General features: G+C 54.8%; 16 protein-coding genes. 8 read left to right on the plus strand and 8 right to left on the minus strand.

Going from position 1 to position 26,904, the window contains the following annotated elements; all coding sequences use genetic code 11:
• Positions 1-183: 183 nt before the first annotated feature.
• The 4 genes from LOC67_RS20375 to LOC67_RS20390 all read left to right on the plus strand — a co-directional run bounded on the left by LOC67_RS20375 (position 184) and on the right by LOC67_RS20390 (position 4,747).
• Complete coding sequence (locus LOC67_RS20375; RefSeq protein ID WP_230264638.1) at positions 184-477, plus strand: excisionase family DNA-binding protein; 294 nt, start codon at positions 184-186, stop codon at positions 475-477.
• Positions 478-1,029: 552 nt separating this feature from the next.
• Positions 1,030-1,770: an RNA ligase family protein gene (locus tag LOC67_RS20380; RefSeq protein WP_230264639.1), complete on the plus strand. Its 741-nt coding sequence runs from the start codon at positions 1,030-1,032 to the stop codon at positions 1,768-1,770.
• Positions 1,767-2,888, plus strand: a complete 1,122-nt coding sequence (locus LOC67_RS20385) for an AAA family ATPase (RefSeq protein ID WP_230264640.1) — start codon at positions 1,767-1,769, stop codon at positions 2,886-2,888. The genes LOC67_RS20380 and LOC67_RS20385 overlap by 4 nt, the downstream gene beginning before the upstream one ends.
• Before the next feature lie 944 nt (positions 2,889-3,832).
• On the plus strand, positions 3,833-4,747 hold the full coding sequence (locus tag LOC67_RS20390; RefSeq protein ID WP_230264641.1) for a hypothetical protein: 915 nt from the start codon (positions 3,833-3,835) through the stop codon (positions 4,745-4,747).
• Between the two features lie 499 nt (positions 4,748-5,246).
• Here LOC67_RS20390 and LOC67_RS20395 read toward each other — a convergent pair whose 3' ends face one another.
• The 3 genes from LOC67_RS20395 to LOC67_RS20405 form a co-directional block, all read right to left on the minus strand.
• Positions 5,247-8,342 (minus strand): PSD1 and planctomycete cytochrome C domain-containing protein, encoded by a 3,096-nt coding sequence (locus tag LOC67_RS20395; RefSeq protein WP_230264642.1) that lies wholly within the window; start codon positions 8,340-8,342, stop codon positions 5,247-5,249.
• On the minus strand, positions 8,339-9,793 hold the full coding sequence (locus tag LOC67_RS20400; protein WP_230264644.1) for a DUF1501 domain-containing protein: 1,455 nt from the start codon (positions 9,791-9,793) through the stop codon (positions 8,339-8,341). Before LOC67_RS20400 ends, LOC67_RS20395 begins: the two co-directional genes overlap by 4 nt.
• A gap of 313 nt (positions 9,794-10,106) precedes the next feature.
• Positions 10,107-11,588: a GntP family permease gene (locus tag LOC67_RS20405; RefSeq protein ID WP_230264646.1), complete on the minus strand. Its 1,482-nt coding sequence runs from the start codon at positions 11,586-11,588 to the stop codon at positions 10,107-10,109.
• Positions 11,589-11,927: 339 nt separating this feature from the next.
• Here LOC67_RS20405 and LOC67_RS20410 point away from each other — a divergent pair, with 339 nt between their 5' ends.
• The 3 genes from LOC67_RS20410 to sdhB all read left to right on the plus strand — a co-directional run bounded on the left by LOC67_RS20410 (position 11,928) and on the right by sdhB (position 15,839).
• Complete coding sequence (locus tag LOC67_RS20410; protein ID WP_230264647.1) at positions 11,928-12,821, plus strand: succinate dehydrogenase cytochrome b558 subunit; 894 nt, start codon at positions 11,928-11,930, stop codon at positions 12,819-12,821.
• 93 nt (positions 12,822-12,914) lie between these two features.
• Positions 12,915-14,900, plus strand: a complete 1,986-nt coding sequence (sdhA, locus tag LOC67_RS20415; protein WP_230264648.1) for a succinate dehydrogenase flavoprotein subunit — start codon at positions 12,915-12,917, stop codon at positions 14,898-14,900.
• Positions 14,901-14,987: 87 nt separating this feature from the next.
• A complete protein-coding gene (gene sdhB / locus LOC67_RS20420) occupies positions 14,988-15,839 on the plus strand; it encodes a succinate dehydrogenase iron-sulfur subunit (protein WP_230264649.1) in 852 nt (283 codons plus the stop codon).
• Positions 15,840-15,896: 57 nt separating this feature from the next.
• On the opposite strand, the gene LOC67_RS20425 is transcribed toward sdhB, so the two are convergent.
• From LOC67_RS20425 to LOC67_RS20435, 3 genes are all read right to left on the minus strand, one after another.
• Positions 15,897-17,264, minus strand: a complete 1,368-nt coding sequence (locus tag LOC67_RS20425; RefSeq protein WP_230264650.1) for a DUF58 domain-containing protein — start codon at positions 17,262-17,264, stop codon at positions 15,897-15,899.
• A gap of 316 nt (positions 17,265-17,580) precedes the next feature.
• Positions 17,581-18,543, minus strand: a complete 963-nt coding sequence (locus tag LOC67_RS20430) for an ABC transporter permease subunit (RefSeq protein WP_230264651.1) — start codon at positions 18,541-18,543, stop codon at positions 17,581-17,583.
• Positions 18,543-19,559 carry an ABC transporter ATP-binding protein gene (locus LOC67_RS20435; protein ID WP_230264652.1) on the minus strand — a complete coding sequence of 339 codons (1,017 nt, stop codon included), beginning with the start codon at positions 19,557-19,559 and terminating at the stop codon, positions 18,543-18,545. Before LOC67_RS20435 ends, LOC67_RS20430 begins: the two co-directional genes overlap by 1 nt.
• 402 nt (positions 19,560-19,961) lie before the next feature.
• Here LOC67_RS20435 and argJ point away from each other — a divergent pair, with 402 nt between their 5' ends.
• On the plus strand, positions 19,962-21,152 hold the full coding sequence (gene argJ, locus LOC67_RS20440; protein WP_230264653.1) for a bifunctional glutamate N-acetyltransferase/amino-acid acetyltransferase ArgJ: 1,191 nt from the start codon (positions 19,962-19,964) through the stop codon (positions 21,150-21,152).
• Positions 21,153-21,261: 109 nt separating this feature from the next.
• Here the strand turns inward: argJ and LOC67_RS20445 are convergent, their stop codons facing one another.
• Positions 21,262-24,675, minus strand: coding sequence for an aminotransferase class I/II-fold pyridoxal phosphate-dependent enzyme (locus LOC67_RS20445; RefSeq protein WP_230264654.1), 3,414 nt, complete (start codon positions 24,673-24,675; stop codon positions 21,262-21,264).
• A 451-nt stretch (positions 24,676-25,126) separates the two neighbouring features.
• On the minus strand, positions 25,127-26,899 hold the full coding sequence (locus tag LOC67_RS20450; RefSeq protein ID WP_230264655.1) for a serine/threonine protein kinase: 1,773 nt from the start codon (positions 26,897-26,899) through the stop codon (positions 25,127-25,129).
• Positions 26,900-26,904: the final 5 nt, after the last annotated feature.

Genomic DNA, 26,904 nt, shown 5'->3' on the forward strand with positions numbered 1-26,904 from the left:
CTGAACGGGAATGTTTCTCGCCGACGACCTGACGGATTAGATACCAAAACGGTCAACCTCCTTCATCACAAGTAGTTTTGCGTGGAAATCGCTGTGTCAGTCGTCCCAATGTGGTTCATTCTATTCCTCATCTTGCAGGCTGCGGTTAGCAGCCTGCGTTCTGACTCTAAATGGATCATTACGATGAACAATTCTCTTGCTGGGCTGACTCCTCTCGAACTCGAAACTCTTGCGAATGCCATTGCGGACCATGTTGCTGATCGTTTGGCGAAACGCAGGCGACTGCTGACTCGGCATGAGCTTTCGCATGTAATCAACGTCTCTGTGCCAAAGATTGTCACCATGCTTCGCGACAACGAGCTACCAGTCATTCGGGTCGGACGAAAATTCTTGTTCGATCCGTACGTCGTGATCCACCATTTGTCGCTGGCAACGAAAGAAGCAGATCGCGCGACACGCATCAAAGAACCGGACTAGGTTTTGGCAACCAGTTGGGTCAGAAGCGGCCATAGCTGCCTCTGACCTGACAAATTTCTGTGAAAAAGGGTGCAAGAACTGAGGGGTGCAGAGGCTTGCCGCGAAAAACACGGTAAATCACGGCGTTTTCGACGGTTTCTTTCGTGCCAGAAATGGGTTGGCGACACCTTCAAATCGCGTCGCCCCGACTGCTTTTGAAAAATCCAAATGCCGCAAGTTGTTCAGACATCTTGCGGCGTTTTCTTTCACTATGGCCATGGGCAGCTGGGAAACAGAATCTTGGCGCGAAAATTCAGAGTCCACTCAACGGGTTAGGAGCTTCTTCCAAAACTTGGTCCCTTTCATTTGCTTTGCCGGTGGCGATTGCTCTTAGGACCAAGCTCTTGCTTCGTGAACCAGGCGCATCAGGCAGAGTGCAAGCCATCTGGATTTGGATAGCTAGTTGTCCAGCTAACGGGCGTGTGGGCGAACCTATTCGGCATGCCGGTGTCATCAGCGTAATTTCTAAACGGCAATCAGAGTTCTCTATCCCCAAACAATGGGAGTCTAACAATGGGTGCGTCTCATGGTGATTTCACCAAGTACCCCCGCACGCCACATTTGTTCGGGTCCAAGGGGACCGATGACGACAAGCATCTTGGCGAAGCAGAGTCGAAGCGGTTCATCGCTGATGAGTCGCTTATTGTGGAGGAGAAGATTGACGGGACAAACGTCGGCATCCACTTCTCGGATTCAGGTGACATCGTACTGCAATGCAGAGGGCATCTGATCACCGAAGGGATGCATCCTCAGTACGACTTGTTCAAGCAATGGGCGATCGTCAAACGGAATGTATTGGAAGATAGGCTGACGAACCGATTTATCATGTTCGGGGAATGGGTGTATGCGAGGCATTCGATCCACTATCGTAAGCTGTCGCACTACTTCTACGAGTTCGATATCTACGACAAGCAGCAAGAGGCATTCCTCGATCTGACGCGTCGAATGTCGTTGCTCGAAGGTGCGGGCATTCAGACGGTTCCTGTCGTCCACATGGGCGCGGTGAGCCGAAGTGGTCTCGAGGATTTGATCGGACCATCGCAGTTCAAAAGCCACTTTGATAACCCGATTACAAGTCGGCCTGACGATCTCATGGAAGGTCTGTATCTGCGGACCGAGGCAAGTGGCGTCGTCAACGGTCGGGCGAAGTTTGTTCGTCCTGAATTTGTCGAAAAGATCAAGCAAAGCACGCACTGGCAACATCAGCCAATGGTGCCAAATGCGATTGCGGACAATGTGGATATTTGGTCATGAACTGGGAACAACTACATCAGTCATCGCTTGAAGAGATCACGGCGTGGGCCGAATCCCAGTCGTGGTGTCAGGCGATGTCGAACTGCGCCCAGGATGCTCAGTGGCATTCCGAAGGAGACGTCTGGACTCATACCAAGATGGTGCTGCGGCAACTGTTCGGACTTGATGAGTGGTCATCACTGTCGGCACATGATCAAACCGTGCTGATCTTCACGGCATTGTTCCACGATGTTGCCAAACCATTGACGAGTGAAACCGATCCGGAGACGGGACGTGTTCGTTCTCCGAAACACGCCGTCAAAGGCGAGCACGTCGCCCGGTCGATTTTGCGTGAACTGGGTTGCGACCTGACGACTCGCGAAGAGATTGCTCGACTGGTGCGTTTCCACGGACGACCCGCGTTTCTGCTGGAACGCGATGAACCGACTCATGAAGTCGTGCGGCTTTCATGGTTGGTCAACAATCGATTGCTGTATCTGTTTGCGTTGGCAGACACTCGCGGACGAGACACCGACTCGATGACTCGTCCCGAAGAGAACCTTCACTATTGGAAACTCACCGCTGAAGAAGCAGGGTGCTATGACGAGCCCTATCGATTCGAGACGGACCATGCTCGCTTCACCTTTTTCCGTCAGTCCGAGCCAAATCTTCACTATGTTCCACACGAAGACTTCTCATGCACCGTGACGTTGATGGCCGGTTTACCGGGTAGTGGCAAGGACACTTGGCTCTCCAGAAATTACGCAAACTTGCCGATCGTTTCACTGGACAAGATCCGAACGGAGCTTGGGATTGATCCAAGGGACAATCAAGGCAAAGTGGCTCAGCGAGCGAAGGAACTCTGTCGCGAATTCTTGCGTTCCAAAACTTCATTCGCATTCAACGCAACCAATACGATGCGACTGACGCGTGGCCGTTGGACTGACTTGTTCGCCGACTACAACGCTCGTATCGAGACGGTTTACCTTGAGCCACCATTCAGTGAAATACTTCGGCAAAACCGATCGAGGCATGATGCGGTGCCAGAATCAGTCATACGCAAGCTGGCTGAAAAATGCGAGCCACCGACGTGGACCGAAAGTCATGACCTTGTGCTCAGCGATGGAAAGCGGTCTTGAACAACGGTCCACGGAGGGATCAATATGTCGGTCCCGAGCATCTGCGAAACATAGCTTCGTCCCCAGTCCAGCCGATCACCACAGTCGAGCAGCTTCGGGGGTGTGTTGTCGTCGCTAGGAATCACACAAGGCTCTCAAGACCAAGCAGCGACCTTCGTGATTGATCTAAACGGCAATCTCTGCCTTGCCGAACGTCGCTCGGTGCATGTTTGCTGTGCGGGAGGTCATGACGTGCCCAGTGCCAGCGAAGTCACCTTTGGTATCTCCGACAAAAACCTTGCCGTCGAGTGGATCACGAATCAATCGACAGGATATTGTCTGGAGCCATTGATTGTCGGAAGAAATGATATCCCAAGTTCAGCTCTATTGTGTGTGACGGAAGTCAAGGTGTTTCGGCGCTTCGACATAGCCTTCGCGACCAGGAGGCTTTGGAAAAAGATGACGCAGAGACGGGGAGTCGCAGGGACGCAGAGTGTATAAGGATGCAGCGGTAATGAACCGAATCTAAAATGGAAAACGTCATACTCAAACAGACTCCGTTCCAATTTGACTTTTTCAGCGACTTTCCGCCTCCCGCGCCCCTGCGTCAAAACAATGAACACACCGATGCATGCGAATGACATCAGCAAAGCTGTATCACGCGCTACGATTGAAGTACATCGGACGCTTGGAGGACAGCGGTCGAGGCTGACTCGCATGTCTGGCAAATCATGATTCTGTTTGAATTTGCAAACTCATCACGCTAATAAAGAAGTGCATCTCACTTCGCATCGGGAGATACTGCGGATACCGACGACTGACGAATCTCTGTCTTTTTAGCGCACACAGGGCTGCAAGAATTGGATCGTTGTCAATAGAGCGTTCTGGATTCCGTAGGAATCACTCGGACAGGTCGACTTCCAAATTACGGAAATAATCGCACTCAACATCGTCTTCACAATCCAATGCTACGACCACGAACATGCTTACGAGTCGCGATGCAGCTTGCATTGTTAATTGCGGCTTTCACCGTCGATTCTTGCTTCGCGGATGAACCTGAAAACGAATCTTCTTGGCGGCGATTGTTTGACTCGATCTCCAGACATTACAAGCTTTCACGCGAGACGAATTCTGAAAACTCATCGCAATTGGAACTGGCCGATGGACCGGTCTACGCTTGGGGGCATCCACAGCAGCAAGGATCGTCCTTTGGAACTGTTTATGTGTGGACGCACGAAGGATCAGCCGAGGCAGTCGCTTGCTTTTGGCGATATGTCAATCCCAGCGGACAACGCGCCATCGTGCATGAGCTGCACTCCCTGTCTCCAGAAACGATCAAGTCGGAGGGAGAGTTCGACACGTGGAGTACTCGCACCGGGATCAAACCGACGTTGGTTTCCGGTTCGGATGGTCTGGTCGCTTCGACACCTGTCGCGAGATTGCAACAGATGCGTGCTATCGGTCGCAACTTTGACTTAGTCTCTGTGTCAGCTTCCGGCGACCGCGTTCAACAGCGATTGCTCCCACAACCGTTCTATCGATCTCAAATCGCTGCTTCGTCGACTTTGGATAAGGCGACTTCTGAAGGGGCAACTCTCGACGGAGCTTTATTCGCATATGTTTGCTCGGTCGGCACGGATCCGGAAGCGTTTTTGCAACTGACCGCGATCCAAACTGACGAGGGTCCACGTTGGCATTGGTCGTTGGCCCGCTTTTCGCATCACAATCTCTATGCCCGCTACAAAGGCCAAGAAGTCTGGACTTCAGAGCGAGACGCCAACAATCCGATTTCGCACAACGCAGACCGGACGTATCAAATGCTGAGCCAACCGTTTCGGCCTTCGATGATAGAAGAGCTGGGGGAATCGGATGGAGAGTGATTGTTGCTGGGGTTTTTCGTAGTTTCAGTCGCCTGATTGTTGAGGCGGGATTCGAGTAGGAGTACCGCTTCGCTGAGTACGAGTAGGAGTACGATTGGGCGATTTGCTGCCGGGAATCGTACTCGTACTTCAGGGCTTCGCCCGGTACTCGTTCCTCGTTCTCGAGTCGGGCGTTCCGCGTCGGGATTAGGCCCATTCTTGCGGTGACGTTGGATCTTGGGATTCTTGCTGGAGTTGTGAGACGGCGGGTTTCGAGTACGAGTACCGCTTCGCTGAGGACGAGTACGATGGGGGAAATTGTGGTCACGAAGCGTACTCGTACTTCAGGGCTTTGCCCGGTACTCGTTCTCGTTCTCGAATCGGGCTTTTATCGCGATGGGAAACCCAGCTTGCGGTGACGTTGGATCTCGCTGTTTCGCTGGGGTGATGCAGTGGCGGGTTTCGAGTACGAGTACCGCTTTGCTGAGTAGGAGTACGAGTAGGAAGTACGAAGTAGGATTTATCGCAAATAGAGATAGCGTTTCATTGCCCACAAGGATTGGGCAAGGTCGGCTAGGGCTGCGACTTGATTTCCTTGTCTCGCTTTGGTTTGCGTTTCGACAAAGCTGACTAGGGTTTCGATTGCTTCGTCGGGTAAGGGTTGGCCGTGGGCTCGCAATGCCATCTCGTGGATACACTCTTCGATCGGTCGCTGGTCGCCGCTGACTTGTTTGGCCCAGCGAGTGGCTTGGTCGATGACAAACGGATCGTTCATCATCGCTAGCGATTGAGCCGGGACGTTGGATTGACTGCGTCGCCCTTTGGGGCCAAAGGGATTCGGCATATCGAACGTCAGTAGAAACGGATTCAAGAAATTACGGTACACCGCTTGGTAAATCGTTCGCCGACCTTCGCCATCCAGCGGGCCGCTCCCACGAGCACCACGCCCAGTCATGAACGCGGTCCGATGGGTTGGGATCGGTTGCCCATACATTTGGTCCGAAAGTGTTCCCGCACTGTGCAAGATCCCATCTCGTATCATCTCCGCTCCCAAGCGGCGAATGTTCATTCGATGCAGTAGCGAATTGGTCGGATCCGCTTCGCCAATGTACTGCGGATCATTTGCCGGATGGGCGTTGCTTGACTGGCCATAAGTTCGCGAAAGGACGATGCGCCGAATCAAGCGTTTGATTGACCATCCGTCTTCTGCAAATGTTGTTGCTAGGTGATCGAGCAACTGCGGATGAGTTGGCATGATGCCTTGTGGTCCGAAATCATCAACCGAGGCGACGATGCCGGTTCCGAATAGATGGTGCCAGACTCGATTAACACGGACTCGCGCGGTCAATGGATTCTGTAGCGAGGCGATTTCGTTAGCTAAATCCAGACGACTGCCAGGATTGCCACCGAGTGCCGTTAGGTTCCTCGGTTCGACGAGTTCACCATGGTTGGAATGGCCACCACGGATATAGATGGGAGCCGATTGACGAGTCCCTGCTGCCATCGCAATCGCCATCGGTGCCTTTTTCCAAGACTTCGATAGATCGGCAAGTCGTTTGCTGTAGTAGTCGATTGCCAAGATTTCTTTGGGAGTATCGTTGACGGTTTCCGTCGTTGCCCATCGCTGCAAAAGCTTTGTTGTCTTGCCGTCGGTGAATTGATTTTGAAGCGACTGCTTGGCCGTGTCGAAATCCATCGAAATGATACCGTCCGGTGGTGAAGTCTCCGGCCAAGTCTCGGACATCCAGATCTGATCGATCGCCATCGATCCCTCGCCGGTGTCCTCGAATTCCAAGTAAGCTTGGTGTCCGATGTACTTCTTTAAATCGCCATCAAGCGAAATCCATTTGTATTCGCCGGACGTATCGGTCTGTTGTTTGTCGCGGATGGTGCCACCAAACAGCAGGGATTGAAACTTCGCCATCTCGTAATGGTCGATCACGATACGAACGGTCATATTGCGATCGCAGCGCATCCAGATGTCGATTCGAGGCGATGTGATTTCGAAGGTTGGTGATCGGAGTGTTCCCGCCGCCGATGATCCGTAAACGCCACTGTCAACGGTTCCGGAGCGATGGCCTTCCGGCACCGCACTGATAAGGTACTTCGGTGACTTTGTGACCGGCTGGAACGCGCGTCCGGTCGTGGACCAACCTTCAGGAATTCGGTCCGTATCGAAATCGGCAAGCTGTTTCGCACGGGCTGAGTATGCGTCCCATTGGTTTTGTGAGAACGCCTGTTTCGCTTCGCTTAGTTTTGCGAACGCAGCACGCAAACCTTCGTCGTCATCAAATTTGACAGCTGAGTCACGGACGTGATTTGCGAATTCTTCTCGGACGTCATCGATTTGATTGGCCAAGTCACTGCGACTGCCATAGCTGTCTAGTGGCACTTCTTGGCGGCAGCTACTTTCCAGCAACGCTTGAAATGCGTAGTAGTCTGCGGTGCTGATCGCATCGAATTTATGATCGTGACAGCGAGCACAAGCGATTGTCAGACCGAGAAAGGTTTTGCCGAAAACATCGATTTGATTCGAAACGACGTCAGCTTCGTTCTGCAGCACATCGGTCGGAGCGTGGGTGGCTTCGTGCAGGTACCAAAAACCTGTCCCGACGATTGATTCGTCATACTTCTTTTCCGGATGCAGACGCGGTGACTGCAATAAGTCGCCTGCCAAGTGTTCTTTGATGAAGCGATCGTATGGCACATCGCTGTTGAAAGCCCGGATGACGTAGTCACGATAGCGATGGGCGTTCTCGATCGGGTAATCAAATTCGTGCCCATAAGTGTCTGCGTACCTGACAAGGTCGAGCCAGTGTCGTGCCCATTTTTCACCAAAGCGGGGCGAATCTAAAAGCTGATCGACGATCTGTTCTTTGGTTTCCCAAGAGGCATCTTGCTGGATGCGGCGGATCATTTCCAGCGAAGGCGGCAGGCCCGTCAAGTCAAAGCTAACGCGACGCAACCAAGTCAGTGGGTCGGCGTCTTTGGCGGGGTGAATGTTCGCGGCACGAAGTTTTGCCAAGACGAATCGGTCGATGTCATCGCGAGACCAATCGTCATTTTCAATTGCCGGTGGCGTAGGAGATTCGATCGGTTGCCAAGACCAATGTTGATCGACACGCTCCTGCAGATCGAATTTGGGGCGTCTTGATGTTGTCTGCGTTGATTGACGCGGATCATAGGCACCACCGGCAATCCAACGCTGCAAATCCTTGATTTCATCGTCACTTAAACGTGAATCCGGGGGCATCCCCATGACACGTTCTTCGGTGTAGCGGACTGCGTCCATGATCAAACTTTTGTCAGGGTCGCCGACCATGATCGCGGCGCCCGAATCACCACCGGTTTGCCAGCCTTGTTGACTGTCGAGTGAGAGACCAGCTTCGGCTTCGTCACCGGCATGACATTCGTAGCACTTGTCGACAAGCAACGGCCGGATCTTGTTTTCAAAGAAAGCTGCGTCGTCGCTGTGGCTTTGATTGTCGCTGTTCGTTTGAAGGATTTCTTCGCCGAGTGTGATTGTGCAACAAAACAAGCTTGCCAGGACGGATAGCAAGATCCGATGGTGAGGTACATTCGATGTTTGGCAAAGTTTCGTACTTGCGTTAATCATGCCAAAATCCCCTCGATCAGTTTTCCATGCACGTCCGTCAATCGCATATCGCGTCCGCTGAACCGGAATGTGGTACGCGTATGATCCAGTCCCATTAAGTGCAGCATCGTCGCGTGAAGGTCGTGCATTTCGTATCGATCACGAATCGCGTGATAGCCCCATTCATCGGTTTCGCCAACGGTCACACCACCTTTGATTCCGCCGCCGGCAAGCCAAACGGTAAAGCCGAACGGATTGTGGTCACGACCGTTCGCTCCTTGTGCAAACGGAGTCCTGCCGAACTCGCCAGCCCAGACGATCAGCGTTGAATCCAACAAGCCACGTTGCCGGAGGTCTTCGATCAAAGCGGCGATCGGTTGATCCACTGTTCTGCAGTTTTTGGTGTGGCCGTCGACGAGGTTGGAATGTTGATCCCAGCGATCGCCATTGCCGGCCGGACAAGTCAGTTCAATAAATCGCACTCCACGTTCGACCAAGCGACGTGCGACCAGACATTCGGTTCCAAAGGTTCGTGTGTTTTGGAAGTCCGACTCCAATCCATACATCCGTTTGGTCGCCGCCGATTCTTGGCGAAGATCCATTAAGTCTGGGACGGTGGTTTGCATTCGGAATGCGATTTCAAAATTCTGAATCGCCGTTTCGATCTCGTCGTCATAGCCTTCTGACTGCATCGTTTTGCGATCGATCTCGGCGATCAGGTCCAACTTGTTGCGCTGCAGTTGGACGTTTGGTTCGGCAGGCTTGATATTCGCGATCGGATTGTCTTGAGGCAAAAAGATGCTGCCTTGATAGGCCGACGGCAGAAAGCCACTTCCGAAACAGTCCAGGCCTCCGGGCGGGATCAGGCCTCCGTTGAGAACGACAAATCCGGGTAGCTCCGCGTTTTCGCTTCCCAAGCCGTAGCCGAACCAAGCACCCATGCTGGGGCGTCCTTGTAAGCCGCTACCGGTATGTAGAAAGTAATTTGCCGACGTATGTTCAGAGAACTCACTGGTCATCGAACGAACAACGGCAAGCTCGTCCACCACTTTGGAAAGGTGAGGAAACAAGCTGCTGACTTCGATGCCGCTGTCACCATGCTTTGCGAAGTCCCAAGGGCTCGCCAAGACTTTGCCCACGTTATCGAACTGTGTTGGGGCCAGTTTGCCAATCGTTTGCGTCGGATCGGCACCGTTGTATTTCTTGAGCAGCGGCTTCGGGTCGAAGGTGTCAACTTGGCTGGGGCCACCGTCCATGTAGAGGAAGATCACGCTTCGAGCTTTCGGTTCGAAGTGTGTCGGTTTGGGGGACAGCGGGCCAGACGCTTGCGATCCGTCAGTGCGTTGTGAAGCACTGGCGTCAGACATCAAGGAACTCAACGCGATCGCACCAAGACCACTGCCGACTTCACCAAGGAGTCGGCGACGCGAGAGTGGGCGATCACGGAAGCGGCGACAATGGTGACTGGACATGTCGGGTTCGCTTTGGAATGCAGGTGGGATTCAAGGCAGGATGATCAATTCTACCTGATGAAGAGTTGTGATTGGAGACTAACTTGTCGAGCGTTGAGGACGTGTTGGTTTTTCGTTTGGTCGTTTTCTGGTTTGCGATGTCTGTGGGGAGGAGTGCTACCGACACGGAGTGAAGGGTGATAATGGTGGGGAAGCGCGTTCCCGACACGGAGTGTCGGGGGACGATGTCGAGAATGAGTGCTCCCTACACAGAGTGTCGGGGGACACTGGCGGGAACGAGCGTTTCTTACCGGAAGCGTGGTCCGGGGGGAGTTCAAACTGCCGGGACGAGCCAAGCGGCGAGGACTGTGACCAACAGTGCCGATAATCCCATCGCGGTGCTCATCGGCGAGATCACTTTCAGGCCTTCCGATTCCGTCATGCCACTCATCCGGGTGATCACCCAGAACGCACTGTCGGTCATCCAAGACACAGGCTTGCTGCCCGCTCCGATTGCCATCGCCAAATAAACCGGATGGAACGGCAAGTTGCCTCCGGTGGCAAAGCCTTGCAGCACTCCGGCAGCGGTAATCATTGCGACCGTTGCGGAACCTTGCAGCGTGCGGATCGCGGTCGTCACTAAGAAAGCGACCGGCAACAAAACCAGTCCCGCGTTGGTATCCACTAAATCGCTGACCGCGGACGCAATTCCAGCATAGAAAAGCATCTTTCCGAAGGCCCCGCCCGCGGCCGTGATCAAGATGATGTTTCCAGCGGATGCCAAGGCTCGGCTGACCAGGCTTTGTCGACGTTCCGCATCGACAAATCGAACGAGCCGAAACGCGAGAGCCAATCCGATCGCGATCGCAATGTTTTTGTCACCAACAAACTGAATCCCTTTGGTTATCGAACTGTTGGCCATGTGCCCCGCATCGATCGCGTAGTTCACAACGCTACCGAGTGTGATCAAGACGACGGGGACGATGATTGGTAGCAGGGAAACGGTCAGCCCCGGCGCCGGACTTGCCTGTGGTGTTGATAAGCCATCTGCGGATATGGAACTCGGGGACGTTGCAGGTTCCTCGTTTGACATCGATGACGTTTCTGGTTCGTCAGAATCTTCGCCGCGTAGCGGGACATCGACGAAGTGATTGATCAAGCGAGCCGCCGCAAGTGAGAGCACACTGCTGAGCGATCCGATTGAAAGTCCAGCGATCAGGACCACTCCGACATCGATGTGCAGGATTTCAGCCACTTGCAAAGGCCCCGGCGTTGGCGGGATCAGCGAGTGCGCGATCGAGCCCCCGGCCAAGATCGCCAGTAGAAACAGGACATAGTTTTTGCCGACGGCTCGGCGCATCGAACGGGCGAGCGGCACCATCAGGTAGAAAACCGTGTCGAAGAACACTGGGATTCCGATCACAAAAGAGCTGAGCGCGAGAGCTTCGGGGGCTCGTTTGGGACCGGTGATCGCCAAGATTCGTTCGACGATGATTCTTGCGGCGCCAGATTCACTGAGCAATCCACCGATGACGCTGGCCAGCGCGATCAGAATTCCGATGCGGCCAACAGTGTTTCCGAATTCCGTTGACAGCCGTTTGACGGGGCTGCTGTGCGGGAATGACTCAGCCTCCTTTGGCGTGAAACGTTCAGCGGCGACCTCTTGTTGTGCATGAACCTGCAGGGTCTCCGTTTTAGTCAGGGCTGCGACAAGAAGTCCTGCTAACAGCAGGGTCACAAACGCGTGCAGGCGAAAACGCAAAATACAGACAAGAACGACGGTAATCGCGAGCGCGACGATCCACCAAATATTCATCAAGGTTTGTCAGCCGGGGAGCAAAATTGACTGCGGCAATCAGTCGATCTGGTCGACAGATCGAAAGGGGCGTAGATTATGCAAACCAGAAACTTAGCAGAATTGGGAGGAGGGCGTGGTCGCCGTCCCCCATGCGATTCATTTGTTGGCTACAAAGGGATTGTCGAGCGGTTTTGGTGCGATGTGGGAACGATGGCCTGATGCAGGTGCATTGACGACCTAGACTCGACCAGACAATGCTCACAACCGATGTTCAGCCATCAATGAAAGGGTAAATTCCGTGGCCAAGTTAGGCTGCGGACGATTTTTCGATCCTCACACAACCGGTCAATCAGTCACGTGTCCGACAGTCGTTCCGATACCGAGGTTTCGTTCTTCGAAAAGCACGAATTTGCCATTCGTCGGCTTCATTCATTGACCGGCATCGTGCCATTGGGTTTGTACATGGTCGTTCACCTGACGACCAACGCCAGCTTGCTGAACGGGCCGGAAACGTTTCAGCGTGCCGTGTTCATGATCCATAGCCCCGGGGCGCTTTTGCCGCTGATCGAATGGGGCTTTATCTTTCTGCCACTATTGTTCCATGCAATTTTGGGCATTTGGATCGCAAAGACCGGGCGTCCCAACAGCGGGCAATATCGATTCGCCAGCAACAAACGCTACACCTGGCAACGCTACACCGGCATCATCGGCTTGGTGTACCTGTTCCTGCACATCATGCACTTGCACGGCGGTTTTCACGCCGAGTGGTGGATCACGTCGATCAACAAGATCGGCTTCGGCATGTTCCACCCCTATAACGCCGGCAGCTCGCTGGTGACGGCGATGGACTTTGGCTGGGGCATTGTTTGGCCGGCCATCTATCTCGTCGGCGTGCTTTCGCTGGTTTACCACTTGGCAAACGGCTTATGGACCGCCGGGATTACTTGGGGGCTGTGGATTAGTCCTCAAGCTCAGCAGCGGGCCAGCAAAGTTTTTGTGGCGTTCGGAGTCGTTTTGACGGTTATCTCACTGTCAGCATGGGCTGCGGCCGTGCTCCCAAGCGAAGAAGACGCGCAGGCGATGGAGCAGGTCGAAGACCGCATGTACGAAATGGGCGTTGCGTCAGGCATGGTCCCAGAAAACGAAGAAAAGCGGACTCCAGAAAGCACCGTGGAATCTGAAAGTGATTCAGAGTCCGAGGAATCCGAACCGGTTCAAGCCGCGATGAAAGAATTCACGCCGGCTTCCTAGGCAACGCGCCGCCAATTTTGGCCACGCTTGTCATGCGTCGGCCACGAACCATTCAACGCAGTCACCACCTTAGAAATAAAGAACCGAATCGCCATGGCAAATCACCGAGTCGTCGTTGTAGGCGGAGGACTAGCCGGACTGGCCAGCACGATGAAGCTGGCCGAACTTGGCATCAACGTGGATCTGATCAGCTTGACCCCCGTGAAACGCTCGCACAGCGTTTGCGCCCAGGGCGGGATCAATAGCTGCAATGACCAAACACGTCAGTTGGGCGATAACGAGTGGAAACACTTTGACGATACCGTTTACGGCGGTGACTTTTTGAACCACCAGCCGCCGGTCAAAGAAATGGCGGACTGGGCACCCAAGGTCATCGACCTGATGGACCGTTTGGGCGTTCCTTTCAACCGCACCGGCGAAGGCTTCATCGACCGTCGACGTTTTGGCGGAACGCTTTACAAGCGAACCGCCTTCGCAGGGGCAACTACCGGGCAACAGCTGCTGTATGCCCTGGACGAACAGGTCCGCCGCCGCGAGACCGAAGGCATGGTGCGGAAGTTCGAATTCTGGGATTTCCAAGGCTTGATCCAAGACAGCAGTGGTCGTTGCCGCGGTGTCGTTGCGCAAGACATGGTGTCGATGGAACTGCAGGCATTCCCGGCTGATGCGGTTGTCGTCGCGACCGGCGGATGTGGCCTGATCTACGGTCGCAGCACGATGAGTGTGTTCTGCTCCGGTAGTGCCGCCAGTCGCTGTTTTCAAGCAGGCGCCAAATACGCCAATGGTGAATTCATTCAAGTTCACCCGACTGCGATTCCGGGTAGCGATAAGCTGCGTCTGATGAGCGAATCGGCTCGCGGTGAAGGTGGCCGAGTTTGGGTGCCGCGGAAGCCACACGATGTTCGCTCACCACGCGACATTCCTGCAGGCGAGCGATATTACTTCTTGGAAGAACGGTATCCCGAATATGGAAATTTGGTTCCACGTGATATCGCGACTCGTGAAATCTTTGATATCTGCGTCAACGAAGGTTTGAGCGTCGATGACGAGCGGATGTGCGTTTACTTGGATTTGACCCACATTTCCAAGAGCGAGCTGGACCGCAAGCTGGGCGGCATCTTGGAAATCTACGAAAAGTTCCAGGGCGTCGATCCACGTATCGAACCGATGCGGATCTTCCCTGCGGTTCACTACAGCATGGGCGGTCTGTGGGCCGACTATGTTCGTACCGCCGCTGGTGGACTGGAGCCTGGGGCTCCCAAGAACCACATGACCAACATCGAAGGTCTGTATGCGATCGGCGAATGCGACTACCACTATCACGGTGCAAACCGGCTTGGAGCCAACTCGCTGCTTTCGTGCATTTTCACTGGGCTATTCACCGGGCCGTCGATTTCTAACTACATCGACAACCAAGCCGAAGGCCACGCCGATTTGGCGTCCAGCGATGTCGAAGCGGCTGTGAAGAAGCAACAAGAACGCCACGACAATCTGTTGAAGGGCAATTCGGGTAGCGATGAGAATCCTTACCTGATTCACCAAGAACTCGGCGACGTGATGACTCGCGCCGCAACCGTCGTTCGTCGAAACGATCAACTCAAAGAAGCGATCGATACCGTCAATGATCTTCACGAACGCGCGATGAAGGTCAACTTGTCGGACACCGGCAGTTGGTCCAACCAGAACGTGCTGTTTTCGAAGTCGCTGCAGGACATGTTCCCGATCGCGAAGTGCATTCTGCAAGGCGCTTTGCAACGCGACGAGTGCCGTGGTGCTCACTACAAACCGGAATTCCAAAAGCCTTCGCTGACAGCGGAAGACCCAGCCGAGCGACGCAAACAAGCCGAACAATGGTTGGACGAGTTCGACAAGAACAACGAAAAGTTCCTCAAAAGCACGATCGCCGATTACGATCATGCCACGATGAAACCCAAGCTGTCTTACGAAGACGTCGACACGTCGTTGATTCAACCGCGACCACGTTTGTACGGATTGGTCGGCGCTGACATCATCGAGCAAGTCTTTAAAGAGCGTGCCGAAGCGAAGAAAAACGGCACCGCTGCGGCTGCAACTGCCTGAGTCGATTGCGAATCAGAATCGGCGATCGATTTAACCACCCCGACACCAACTCAACACCATCCTTCAGGTTCTAAATAGGCTGACTCCATGATTGCTTTCGACGAGCATGCGAAACGCCCTGAGTTCATCAACGTTCGTGTCAAGCGACAAGACGGTCCTGGTAAAGAACCGTACTGGCAACTTTTCAAGATCAAGTACGAGCCTGAGCTGAACGTCATTTCGGTTCTGCAAAGGATCGCGGCTCTTGGAAAAGACGCCGATGGCAACAAGTCACTGCCTGTCTGTTGGGACTGCGGGTGCTTGGAAGAAGTCTGTGGCGCCTGCACGATGGTGATCAACGGCCGAGTTCGTCAAAGTTGTAGTGCATTGGTTGACCGACTGATGCAAGACAATCCTGACGAGCTGGTTCTCGAACCGATGTCAAAATTCCCCGTGATCCGGGATTTGATGGTCGACCGTTCGCGTCTATTCCGTGGACTAAAACGGGTCAAAGGCTGGGTGCCTGTCGACAGCTACTACGACATGGGTGCCGGCGAACGACAGTTGCGTGAGATGCAAGAACGCAACTATCCGCTCAGCCAGTGCATGAGTTGCGGTTGTTGCGTCGAAGCTTGTCCGCAATACACGAAGATCGAACTACAACAGCAAAGCGGCGAAAGCGACGAAGCGTTCGAAGCTCGTAAAAACGAAGCGTTCGACAAAGCTTTCGTCGGCCCTCACGCGATCTCGCAAGCGATGCTGTTCAACAACCACCCGACCGGCAAAGCGTTGGCCGGTGAACGCCTGGACGCGTTGACTGAGCCCGGTGGTATTCAGGCTTGTGGTAACGCACAAAACTGTGTTGCCGTTTGCCCGAAGGAAATCCCTTTGACCACGTCAATCGCACGAGCTGGCCGGGCGACCACGCTGCATATCATTCGCAAGTGGTTTGAGAAGTAGGTCAGGGCTTTCGTCAAAGCGGCCAAAACAAGGCGGCCGTTAGCGTGCACTTATCTATCAGACAGCCCGAAGTGAACTGGCCGACGCGCGGCAAACGTCGCGAATCGAACGCTCGTCGGCCAAATGCATGGTCGGGATGTTGGCCGCGATCAATGGTCCGGCCGCTTGACCGTATTCATTGGTATCAAGCGTGTTGATGACTGCGGCAACAGCTTTGCCGCGTCTGGCAAAGCCAACCAACATGGCGATCGTTTCTGGGGTCGCCTTTTGAAAGATCGCGATCAGCGTTGTCTCGCTGCTGATTCGGGATTCGGCTTCGATTAACAGTTGGGCAAGTGACATGCCGTCGCTGCGTTCTAGCCGAGCCAGCTGAGTTCGCAGTTTCTTGAAATGGGCGGGTCCTTTTCCGGCGTCGATCACGACCGGGCGAAGTCGATCATTCTTGTTTGTCATCTGCGCCGACAGTTTGGCTTGTTCTCGGACGCGGTGATCTCCTCGCCAACCATCCATTCGAATTCGGTCCGCTGCGTCACGACCGTTGGTCACCATCGCGAAGGGTTGTGACTGTTCCATCAAGGTGCTCGCGATCGATCCTGCGGCAGTGATTGCCAAGTCTGTGCGAACTGGTTCGTTGCAAGTCGGATTGGTATCGACATGAAGGTCGATCACAACGGTAGCACCCGCGATCGAGGTCGGTTCATAGACCTTGCTATGCAAGATTCCTGTCCTTGCCGTCGCAGACCAGTGAACACGACGCATCGGATCACCCGGTTGCCATTGCCGAATTCCACGCAGGCGTGTGGGGTCTTCGAATACGTTGTCTCGCATACGAATTTCGCCCATCGGACGAGGCGAGGCGATATCGTAGCCTTCCAGCGGGATGATCTTGGGAAGCACGGTGACGTATTGCGGCTCCGTCCCGACGCGGTAGCGGCGGTAAAGTCCCATCACGTCGCCCGTTTCCAGAACGGTCGGGCCGATCTGAAAGTAGCCCCGTCGATTGCAGCGGACCTGATAATCGAGTGTTTTGGTTTGGCCTGGCCACAGCAACATGACACGAAGTCGATCGCCTTCGATGGCCAGGGTGGGAGGGTCGTGAATCGTTGCCCAATGCGGGACCAAGTCTTCGACCAATAGCCACAGCACGGGAACTCGCGAGGTGTTCTGGACGACCAGATTTACATCGAATCGTTCGCCGACATGAAGTTCTTGGTTGCCGCTGGTTCGCTTGGCGATCGTTGCGGTGGCCCAGGTTTTGGCGAGGTATTGGTTCAGCAAAATCACCGATGCGGCAACGATTGCCGTCAGAATCCAGAGCGAAGCACCGAAGACGATTCCGACCAGCAGCACCGCCGCCGTGGCGGCAAGCAATTTAAACAGGCCGGATGGTTCCGCCGATGTCGTCGATTGGGGAGTGGTGCTCATTCAGTTAGTCTAGCAGCGGCGAAAGTCCAAGTCGCGTTTGTCGTTTAAATTGCGCCGATATGTTTTTCGAGTGGTTATGAGCCGCAACGGCGCTAGCCGCGGTTGATGGTGGTAATATCCTACGCTTCACTTAACCGTCGCTAGCGCGATCACGGTTCAGGTGGATGGTGTTGATGAGCCGCAAAGGCGCTAGCCGCGGTTGAGTGAGCCGCGAACCAATGGGCAGGCAAAGCCTGCGGGACAACGCATGCGAGGCGGGAGCCTCGCACGAGAACAAGAAACCGTCGCTAGCGGGATCACGCTCAGGTGGGCTCTGTCAAACCGGCGCTGGCAAATCTCGCTTTGCAAACGTTCTTGCGGCAAGCCCGTAAAACAATAACCCCAACCCGATCAGCAATAGCGGGTACGCTAGCGGCGGCAGGCTGGCATCGGGCATCTTGGTTATCAAACTCCACGGCGCCGCGAAGCCTCCATCATTGATCATGCTGACCAACTTTTGTGGCTTATAGCAGCTAAAGAATGTCAGATTCAGCAACCACTGCAACGACTCGGTTGCTTTGCCCAACCCGAACATGACCGCTTGCAAAACGTAGATGCCCATGACCAAGCCGATCGTTCGCCAACGATAACGATCGCGGCAGCTAAGCAGGGACGAAAGTCCCAACAAAAAGAATCCAAATGCGAACAGGTTGAAAGTTGCCGAAGCGTAGACGAACGTATCGATCCGTTCGTGAAGTGGAAACGATTCTTTAATCGGTTCACCGAGTTGCATGGGAACTTCCCAGCCGAAAATCGGAACCTGGACGACCGGTTTTGGCTGCGTTTCCTTGACCGTGGTCAGCTGTACCCCAACGGCGATCCCTCCCCAAACGACAAGACACAACAATGCGAGGCCACTGACCGCCACCATGGCATGCGACCATAACAATGTGGTGCGGCGAATCGGCTGCGCTAAAAGCATTTCCATGGTCCCACGACCGAGTTCGCCACTGACAACGTCGCTGCCGCGCGAGATGCACCAGATCACAACGCAGATGATGATCACGGGTTCGTCAAAGGTCATCCCGACACGGCCTTGATAAGTAAACAACGAATCAAAGCTGATTGGCGCGAACTTTTCAAAGTCACGGAACTGTTCAAGGATCGTCTGAAACTGTCCCATGTCCAAAAGACTGACCACCCACACGCGCACCCAGGCGAACGCGAACATCGCAAATGCAAGTGATAGAAATAGCAGGGCTGCCTGCTTGATGTAGCTACGAACGAGTGTCGAGTCCATCACTCCGCCCCTTCCGTTGATGCGACGGTGACACGAGGGTCATCGGTCGATTGGTGATGAACCGAATCGTAGATCGACCGGAGCCCTAAAGGTTCGATACGCAGGCGGGACAGATTCAATGAGTTAATCCAATCAAGTAGTGGTGCCAGGTCGCCCGAAGTGTCGATCCGAATGGCCGTCGATGTAGATGCTTCGCAGGTAGAAATCACCTCGACTGAAACGTCATTGCGGAAGTGGTCCGGAACGAGGTGCTGTGCTTGATCTTTATTTAGTGGCGAAGGAAAGTCGCCCCAAATACGGTGACGCTGAAAAAGTTCGGACATCACCAGTTCACGTGCCAAACGTCCGCGACGTAGAAAGGCCACACGGTTGCAGGTTTCTTCAATTTCACTCAGCACGTGCGATGAGAACATCACGGTGCGTCCCGCTTGATGGGCGTCCATGACGTATCGCAAAACGGTAGCCCGCACTGACGGATCAAGGTTCGCTGTCGGTTCGTCCAGGATGAGCAGAGGTGTCGGCGGAGCCAAGACGACCGCGAGCGCTAACTTTTGTCGCATGCCGGTCGACATCATGCCGACATGGCGTCGCGTGTCGAGTTCCAGGTCGTCCGCAATATCGCGGCTCCTTTGGTAATCACCGAGCGGATGGATGTCGGCGAAAAATCGCAATACACCTTCGCCTCGCAAGTGTCGCGGCAACCGTGCATCACCTGGCAGATAGGAAACCCGTCGCCGGACTTCGACCGAATCGGTTTGCGGATCGACGCCGCAAACGCGGACGGACCCGGACGTTCGTTGAAGGTAGCCTAGCAATGATCGGATCAGAGTGGTCTTCCCTGCTCCGTTTGGGCCCAGTAGCCCGAAGACATCGCCTTCGTGGACTGTTAGGCTGCAATCCTCCAGGGCCTGAAAGCTGCCATATTGCTTTGACAGTCCGTCGCAGGCAACGACCGGAGATCCAACTGCGGGCGAATTCGGATCGCGTGAAGTGGTTGCCAAGTTCAAGGCGTTCATCAGTGGCCAGGGATATAAAGCGACGGTTCAATTGCGGATTTTTTATCGGAAATCCGGTCACCAAGATAGCGATTCGGTCCACATCTATTGTGAACCAAAGTCAAACCGTAAAATCCCCAGACTTGGCAATCGAGCAAACAGAGATTGGGGCCAATTACCCGAGATTCGATTTTGCGAGTGATGGCCAAGTCTAATACGGCAATCTGGATCGACGGTGCCGTAGTCCGCCCAGGCGGTCGCACGATATCGAAGTATTTACCGTTGACCGTGTTGGTTGCTATGAATCCCCGCGGAAATTGACGTCCGCAAAAAATAAGTCCTGCTGTCACAAAACTGCGTGCCAGCGCGTTGTCGAATCATTCGATCTACTTGCTTCACCCTATCTTCAAGGTCTCTGTTTTAATGTCCGACAATTTACTTCCACGCGGTTTCCGATTCGGCGGAGTGGCATGCGGGATTAAAGCAAGTGGTCGTCCGGACCTTTCATTGATCGTGACGGATTCGCCCGTCCAGGGGGCCGGCGTCTATACCAAGAATCAGATCGTTGCCGCACCGGTGCTTCTTTGTAAAAAGCGAACGCCATCATCAACGATCCGAGCTGTGATCACCAACAGCGGCAACGCGAACGCATGCACCGGCGAACAAGGTCAGACGGACGCCGCCGAAATGTGTCGCTTGGTCGCATCCCACTTTGATTTCGACGCCGAAAACGTACTCGTGATGAGCACCGGAATCATTGGCAAGCTATTGCCGATGGAGCGAATTAAAGCGGGAGTTGAATCGGTCACCAAGAAGCTGGGAAGCGGAATCGATGACTTCGGTTCGGCCGCAGCCGCGATTTTAACAACCGACAAAGGTCCGAAGACCAAGCACCGCTGTCTATCCATTGACGGCCAAGAGGTACGGATCGCTGCGATGGCAAAAGGCGCGGGGATGATCGCACCCAATATGGCGACAATGTTGGGAGTCGTGATGACGGATGCCGATGTCGCTCCAGAAACACTGCGTCAATTATTGGTCGATGCGACCGAGCTGAGTTTCAACCAAGTCAGCGTGGATGGCCACACGAGCACCAACGATACGGTGTTAGCGCTTGCCAGCGGTAAAAGCGGCGTGACAATCACCGATCAAAACCTATCGGCATTTGCCGAGGCGCTAAACGAAGTCTGCATTGACCTCGCCCGTGAATTGGTCGCTGATGGCGAAGGGGCTAAGCACGTGATGAAGATCACTGTAAGCGGCGCGTTGTCGGATGCCGATGCCAACGGCATCGCTAAAGCCATCGGCGAAAGCCCCTTGGTCAAAACTGCGATCACCGGTGGTGATCCCAACTGGGGGCGGATTGTCTCGGCTGCAGGCTACACACCGTTTAAGATTCAACCGGAAAGCACCACGTTAAAGATCTGCGGAACGACCATCTTTGAAAACGGTACTCCGCTCACTTACGACGCATCGACGCTTAGTAAGACGATGAAAGCCAACCCCGAAGTTGAAGTCGAGCTTGTTGTTGGAACCGGCGAAGGCACATCCACGCGATGGGCGAGCGACTTGACGTGTGAATACGTTCGCTTCAACAGCGAATACACAACTTAAGCGAACGATTGCGTCAGGCAAAACATGGACGGCCGCTAAGAAGTCGTCCTGCTAGGTCAGGCGTGACGCGGTAAACGTCCGCCTAAAACTTTGTTTCGCGAGCGAAGGCTTAGACGGTTGCCTTTGCGGCGTAGCCCAGATCGGCAAGGTGACTTGCCGTGCGGGCGACCGTGGTCCGAATCTGATCTTCGTTGTGCTCGCTGGTAATAAAGAACCGTAGTCGGGCGGCGGATTCTTCGACCGCTGGGTAAAGGATCGGTTGAACGTTGATCCCATCCCCTTTCAAGCGGTTGCTTAGTCGTAGTGCGACAAGTGAGTTGCCCGTGATAACGGGAACGACAGGCGTTTTCTCGCTGACCCCGGTATCCAGTCCCGCTTCTTTGCAAAGGCTTAAAAACAGTTCGCTGTTTTTACGCAGTCGCTCAACACGCTCGGGTTCTTTTTCGACGATCTGCAACGCCGCGAGTGCCGCGGCGACTTGCGCAGGAGGCATGCCGACGCTGAAAACGAATCCCGGCGCGGTGTAACGCAAGTATTCGACAAGAGCTTTGCTGCCGGCGATGTAGCCGCCACAGGACGCCGCCGATTTGGATAGCGTTCCCATCCAAATATCAACATCACGTGCGTCGCAGTCCCAGTACTCGGCCATGCCGTGTCCGGTTTGGCCCATCGTTCCAAAGCTATGCGCTTCGTCGACCATCAGCATGCAGCGATGCTTTTTCTTGACCTTGATGAACTCGGGCAGATTGCTGAAGTCGCCGTCCATACTGTAGACGCCTTCGATCACGACCAGCACACGCCGATACTGTGAACGTAGTTCCTGCAGCGTTCGATCCAGTGCGGCGAAATCGTTGTGTGGGAACGGGCGACGTCGCGCACCCGACAGCAAGGCACCTTGGACGATACTGTTGTGAGACAGCGAATCGTGCAGGATCAAATCGCCTTCGCCGACGAGGTGACCAATCGTGGTTTCATTGGTGGCGTGACCACCGACCATCAAGATCGAATCGTCAACGCCGACGAACTTGGCAATCGTGTCTTCCAGCTGACGGTGGATCGGTTTTTCGCCGGACACCAAACGGCTAGCCGAAACACTGGTGCCGTACTTCTTAACCGCGTCAGCGGCTGCCGCCGACACGTCGGGGTGCCCGCTCATGCCAAGGTAGTTGTACGTCGCGAAGCTGATCAGTTCTTTGCCACCGACCACCGTGGTGTCGGCCGCGATGCCGTCGTGTACGGTGAAGTATGGGTTGGGAACACCCGTCATTCGCATCTGTTCCATCGTCGCTTTCAATCGGCGATACTCGGCGAACTGTTCGACGCTGTCTTCGGGTTCAACCGAAGCTGGAACTTGCGGCGCGATCGATGCACTTGCCGCTGCACGTGTTGGCTGGACAGCACCGTTGGAATTGCCCGAAAGCATGGCTTCGGCGCGAGCATCGGCACCGGCTGGCAAGTATCGACTGATCGCCATCGCGGTCTCGCCGATCGTTTCGATTTCGTCGAGCACCTGTTCTGGAAAGCGACCACCGAAGGTGCGTTCCAGGTTCCGGGCGATTTCTAGCCGTTCCAAGCTATCGAGCCCCAAGTCCAACACGATGTTGGTTTCCAAGGACAACTGTTTGGCTCGTTCACCTGCGACCGAGCGAACGTGGTATTGGATCGCCTGAACGATCAACGGATTGACGTCGGCTTCGGTGATCGAAGACGACGCTGCCGAGGCGGCTTGCATCATCGGCCGAGCATCCGAGGAAACGACCGTTCCCGTACCGGATTCTTCCCAGCGGACCCACTTGGCGATCAGCTTTAACTCGTTGTCACGGACAGCGTGCAAGCAAGCGTGTCGCTGAATTTTGCCGCTGCTCGTTTTGGGCACACTGCTACTGCGAACCAGGTAGACTGCGTCAGGCGGCAGTTCATGTTCGTCTGTGACAGCACGGCGGATCGCTTGGATTTGCGAATCCCAATCGACATCTCGAGCACGCGAGACTTCGGCAACGATCGCCAGTTGTTCGCGACCTTCTTGGTCCATCGCAAAGGCAGCAACCGCGCCGGCTTGAACCACATCGCTGGCGCGTTCAACGGTCTCCTCGATATCCTGCGGGTATCGATTGACACCGCGGACCACGATCATGTCTTTCAGGCGTCCAGAGATATACAGTTGCCCGTCGAACAAGAAGCCCAAGTCACCGGTCCGTAGGTAGGGGCCGTCGCCGTCCGCCGTTTTGGCTTTGAAGGTCCGCTCGGTCGCTTCTTTACGTCCGTAGTATCCGGCGCCGACCGAAGGGCTGCTGACCCAGATTTCACCGATCGAATCAGGCGGCAGTTTCTGCAGCGAATCCGGATCAACGATTAGGACCGTTTCGGATGGCAACACGGCACCGCAGCCGACCAGCTTGCGCGCCGCCGGATCGTTTTCTTTCACAGGAACGACACGTTTGGTGTCCAGTTCGCTGCGGTCAAAGGATTTGACAATCGGTCGTGGATCGCTAGGTCCACCGGTGACGATCAATGTCGTTTCCGCCATGCCGTAGCACGGCAGGCTTGCCGATGGGTTGAATCCGTAGGGCTCGAATTTCTTGCGGAACGCATCGAGAGTGGCGGCGCGAATCGGTTCGGCACCGTTGAATGCGATTTGCAGCGTGCTGAGATCCAGCCCTTCCATTTCGCTTTCGGAAATCTTGTCAACGCAAAGTTGGTAGGCGAAGTTAGGCCCACCGGTGATCGTTCCGCCGTACTTCGAGATCGCGCGCAGCCATCGTGTCGGACGTTGCAAGAACGTCATCGGGCTCATCAGAATGTTGTCACAGCCGATGAAGATCGGCACCAGGATGCCACCGACAAGGCCCATGTCGTGGTAGGTTGGCAACCACGAAACGCCAACGGACTTTGGTGCCGGTTCAAACGCATGCCAGATCAGTTTGGCATTGGATACCAGGTTGCGCTGGGTCAGCATCACGCCTTTGGGCGAACCGGTCGAGCCTGAGGTGTACTGCATCACCGCAAGAGTGTCGCCATCGATCGCGGGTCGGCGATAGGAACCGACATCTCGACATTCCGCGTCGTCTGTACCCAGGATCTGGACGCCCATCAAATCTCGGTGATGGTCGTTGCCGCGGATTTGCTCGGCTTGCTGATTTGTGGTCAGAGCCCACTTTGCGCCCGCGTCGACGACGATCGAGCGGATTCGCGATGCCTTGCGGTTTTTTCGCGGCGGGAACGCGGGGACCGCGACCGCACCGGCGGCGTGGCAGGCAAAGAACCCGACGATGAAGTCCAGCCCGGGGGGGTAAAGCAAAAGGACACGGTCACCTGGACGAATCCGACAGCGACTTTGCAGGTACCCGGCGAGCGCCCGGACCTCCTCCCAAAGTCGCGCATACGTCAATTTGACCTCTAATTCCTCGACGTCCGTAAATAGGAACGCCACCGAATCAGGTCGTAAACCGGCCCAATGCTCAAGAATCGAGACATAGTGGTCGGTGGGAGGAGTTTCGTTACCGAAATGTTGCTGGAAATCCACGAAGCTAACCAACGCGATGGGATAAAACGCCGATCGGGCACATCACATCCTGCGTTATCTGTGATCCCTGTCCGTCCGGGGGATCGACGTTTAGAACGGTCGACCTTCGAACGGAATCGGACTCTCCGGTGCCCGAGAACACTGCTGACGGTTGCCACAGCGTAGATCGGAGCGATCGATGTTCCGGAAATAAGGACTAGGTCGACCCTGACGAAGTCCTACAGGATAGCGGCAATAGGGGCTGCTTTACGACGCCCCCTAACGATAAAACGCGAATCACCGATGGGGTGGCGTAGGCCCCCGTTGATTTGGGCGGCAGCCTGGGATGCTCTGCAAACAACTATCCGCAGTAGTCAACGGCGATCGTGATGGCATTCATGGTGGTGTTGCCCGCCGACATAGGCATCCTATTGGAGACTCAGTCCGCCTAAGTCGCGTGTTGCCGTGCGGACTACGATGCGGCCTCGTCGCTGGTGATTTCTCGTTTGCGTTTACCGCTGCGGCGGTAATGCTGGCTGATCGCAAAGATTGAAACGAGGTAGGCGGTGCCAAACAGCACCGGAGCGTAGGGCTCCAATAGACGAGTTGCCATCAGTGGTGCCAGTGCGAAGAACGCTAATCCGGCAAGCGCCGATCCGCCCCAGATGTGTCCGCTCATCGCAACGAAAGCGAAACCACTGAGCGCCGACGCGAGCGGAAAGAGATGCTCTTGTTTGATTCCGCCCATCAGCAGCAAGACATTGATCACCGCTAGCGAGCTCAAGTAGCCCAGCCAAATTGACCAGACAGGGCGTTCGGCGATGCTCCGTGGTGACAGAGATCCGTCCCGGGCTCGGTAGATCGTACCCAGGATCAATGCGAACATCGTGATCCGTGGGATCCAATAGGCAGCGCGCGGATCAAAGCCCGATTGGAGCAGCACGAAGATCAAGATATGAGCGGTGAAGACGATCACACCTAGAAATACCAAGGCCGCGTGCCAACGTTGGAAATGGTCTTGGTGCTGATCGCGTCCGATCTCTCTGGCAACACGCTCAATCAGTCCGCTTCCCGCCGCAGAGATCGCTTCACCATTGAGATAACATTGCAAGTCATCGGCAAGTTCACCAGCGCTGCGATATCGTCCCGCCGGATCGGGATGCAAAGCTTTTAAGCAAATGTTTTCGATGTCGCGTTCGATATCGCTGCGATAGCGTCGCGGCGGCACCGGTTCGTCTTGCAGCACGCTGCGCAGGACTTCGGCAGGGTTGTTGCCTTCGTGAGGCGGAACGCCAGTGAGCAACGCATACAGAATCGCACCCAACGAATAGATGTCGCTTGTACCATCGGCATCTGACTTGCCGGCGGCCTGCTCAGGACTCATGTAATTTGGCGTGCCAAGCACCTGTCCGGTTCGCGTCAGCAACGTTCCTTCGCGATGCCATTTTGCCAACCCGAAGTCGGCGACCAGCGGGCGTTGATCTGCACCGACTAAAATGTTGTCCGGTTTCAAATCGCGATGGACGATGCCGGCGCGGTGAGCGTAGTCAACCGCTTGTGCGATATCTCGCACGACACGGGCAACCGTGCGGTCATCCCAAGCTTGGTCATCAACAAAGCGTTGCAATGTCGGACCATCGACCAGCGGCATCGAAAAGTATTCGTGGCCGCTCCAACTGCCAATTTCAAAAATCGAGATGATCCCTGGGTGGTCCAGTCCGGCTGCCGCTTCGGCTTCGATCCGGAATCGGCGGCGTTCTTCTTCACTCGCCAAGACACCATTGCTGATGACTTTGATCGCGACCATGCGATCGAGCCCTTTTTGATGAGCCCGATAGACGACTCCCATGCCTCCACGGGCAATTTCGGAATCAATTTTGTAGGAGCCGATCTCCTGCCCACAAAGTGACACCGGAGGCGGCGCGGGGGCTTCACCAAGCCAATGGTGATTGCGGAAGAAGCTTTGAAGCTCTTCGCAGTGCTCTGGATAGCGCAGCAGATACGACGCCGGATCCGGAGTTTCCCCGGAGTCCACACGTTCGAGGTAGTCCGCAATGATATTTTCGAATTGCGATTCTGAGGGTGAACCGGTCGTTGACATGATGACACTATATCTTCGAATTCGCCGTATGGCCATCATCGTCAAGCGATCGACGACGATCACGAACAAGGCATACGCGTCCGCGTTTTCGAAGTGACGTATTGAGTTTATCGCGTCTTTTTTAGCGACAATGACTTGTTTCACGATCG

It is taken from the genome of Stieleria sp. JC731 (assembly GCF_020966635.1).
Classification (GTDB): Bacteria; Planctomycetota; Planctomycetia; order Pirellulales; family Pirellulaceae; genus Stieleria.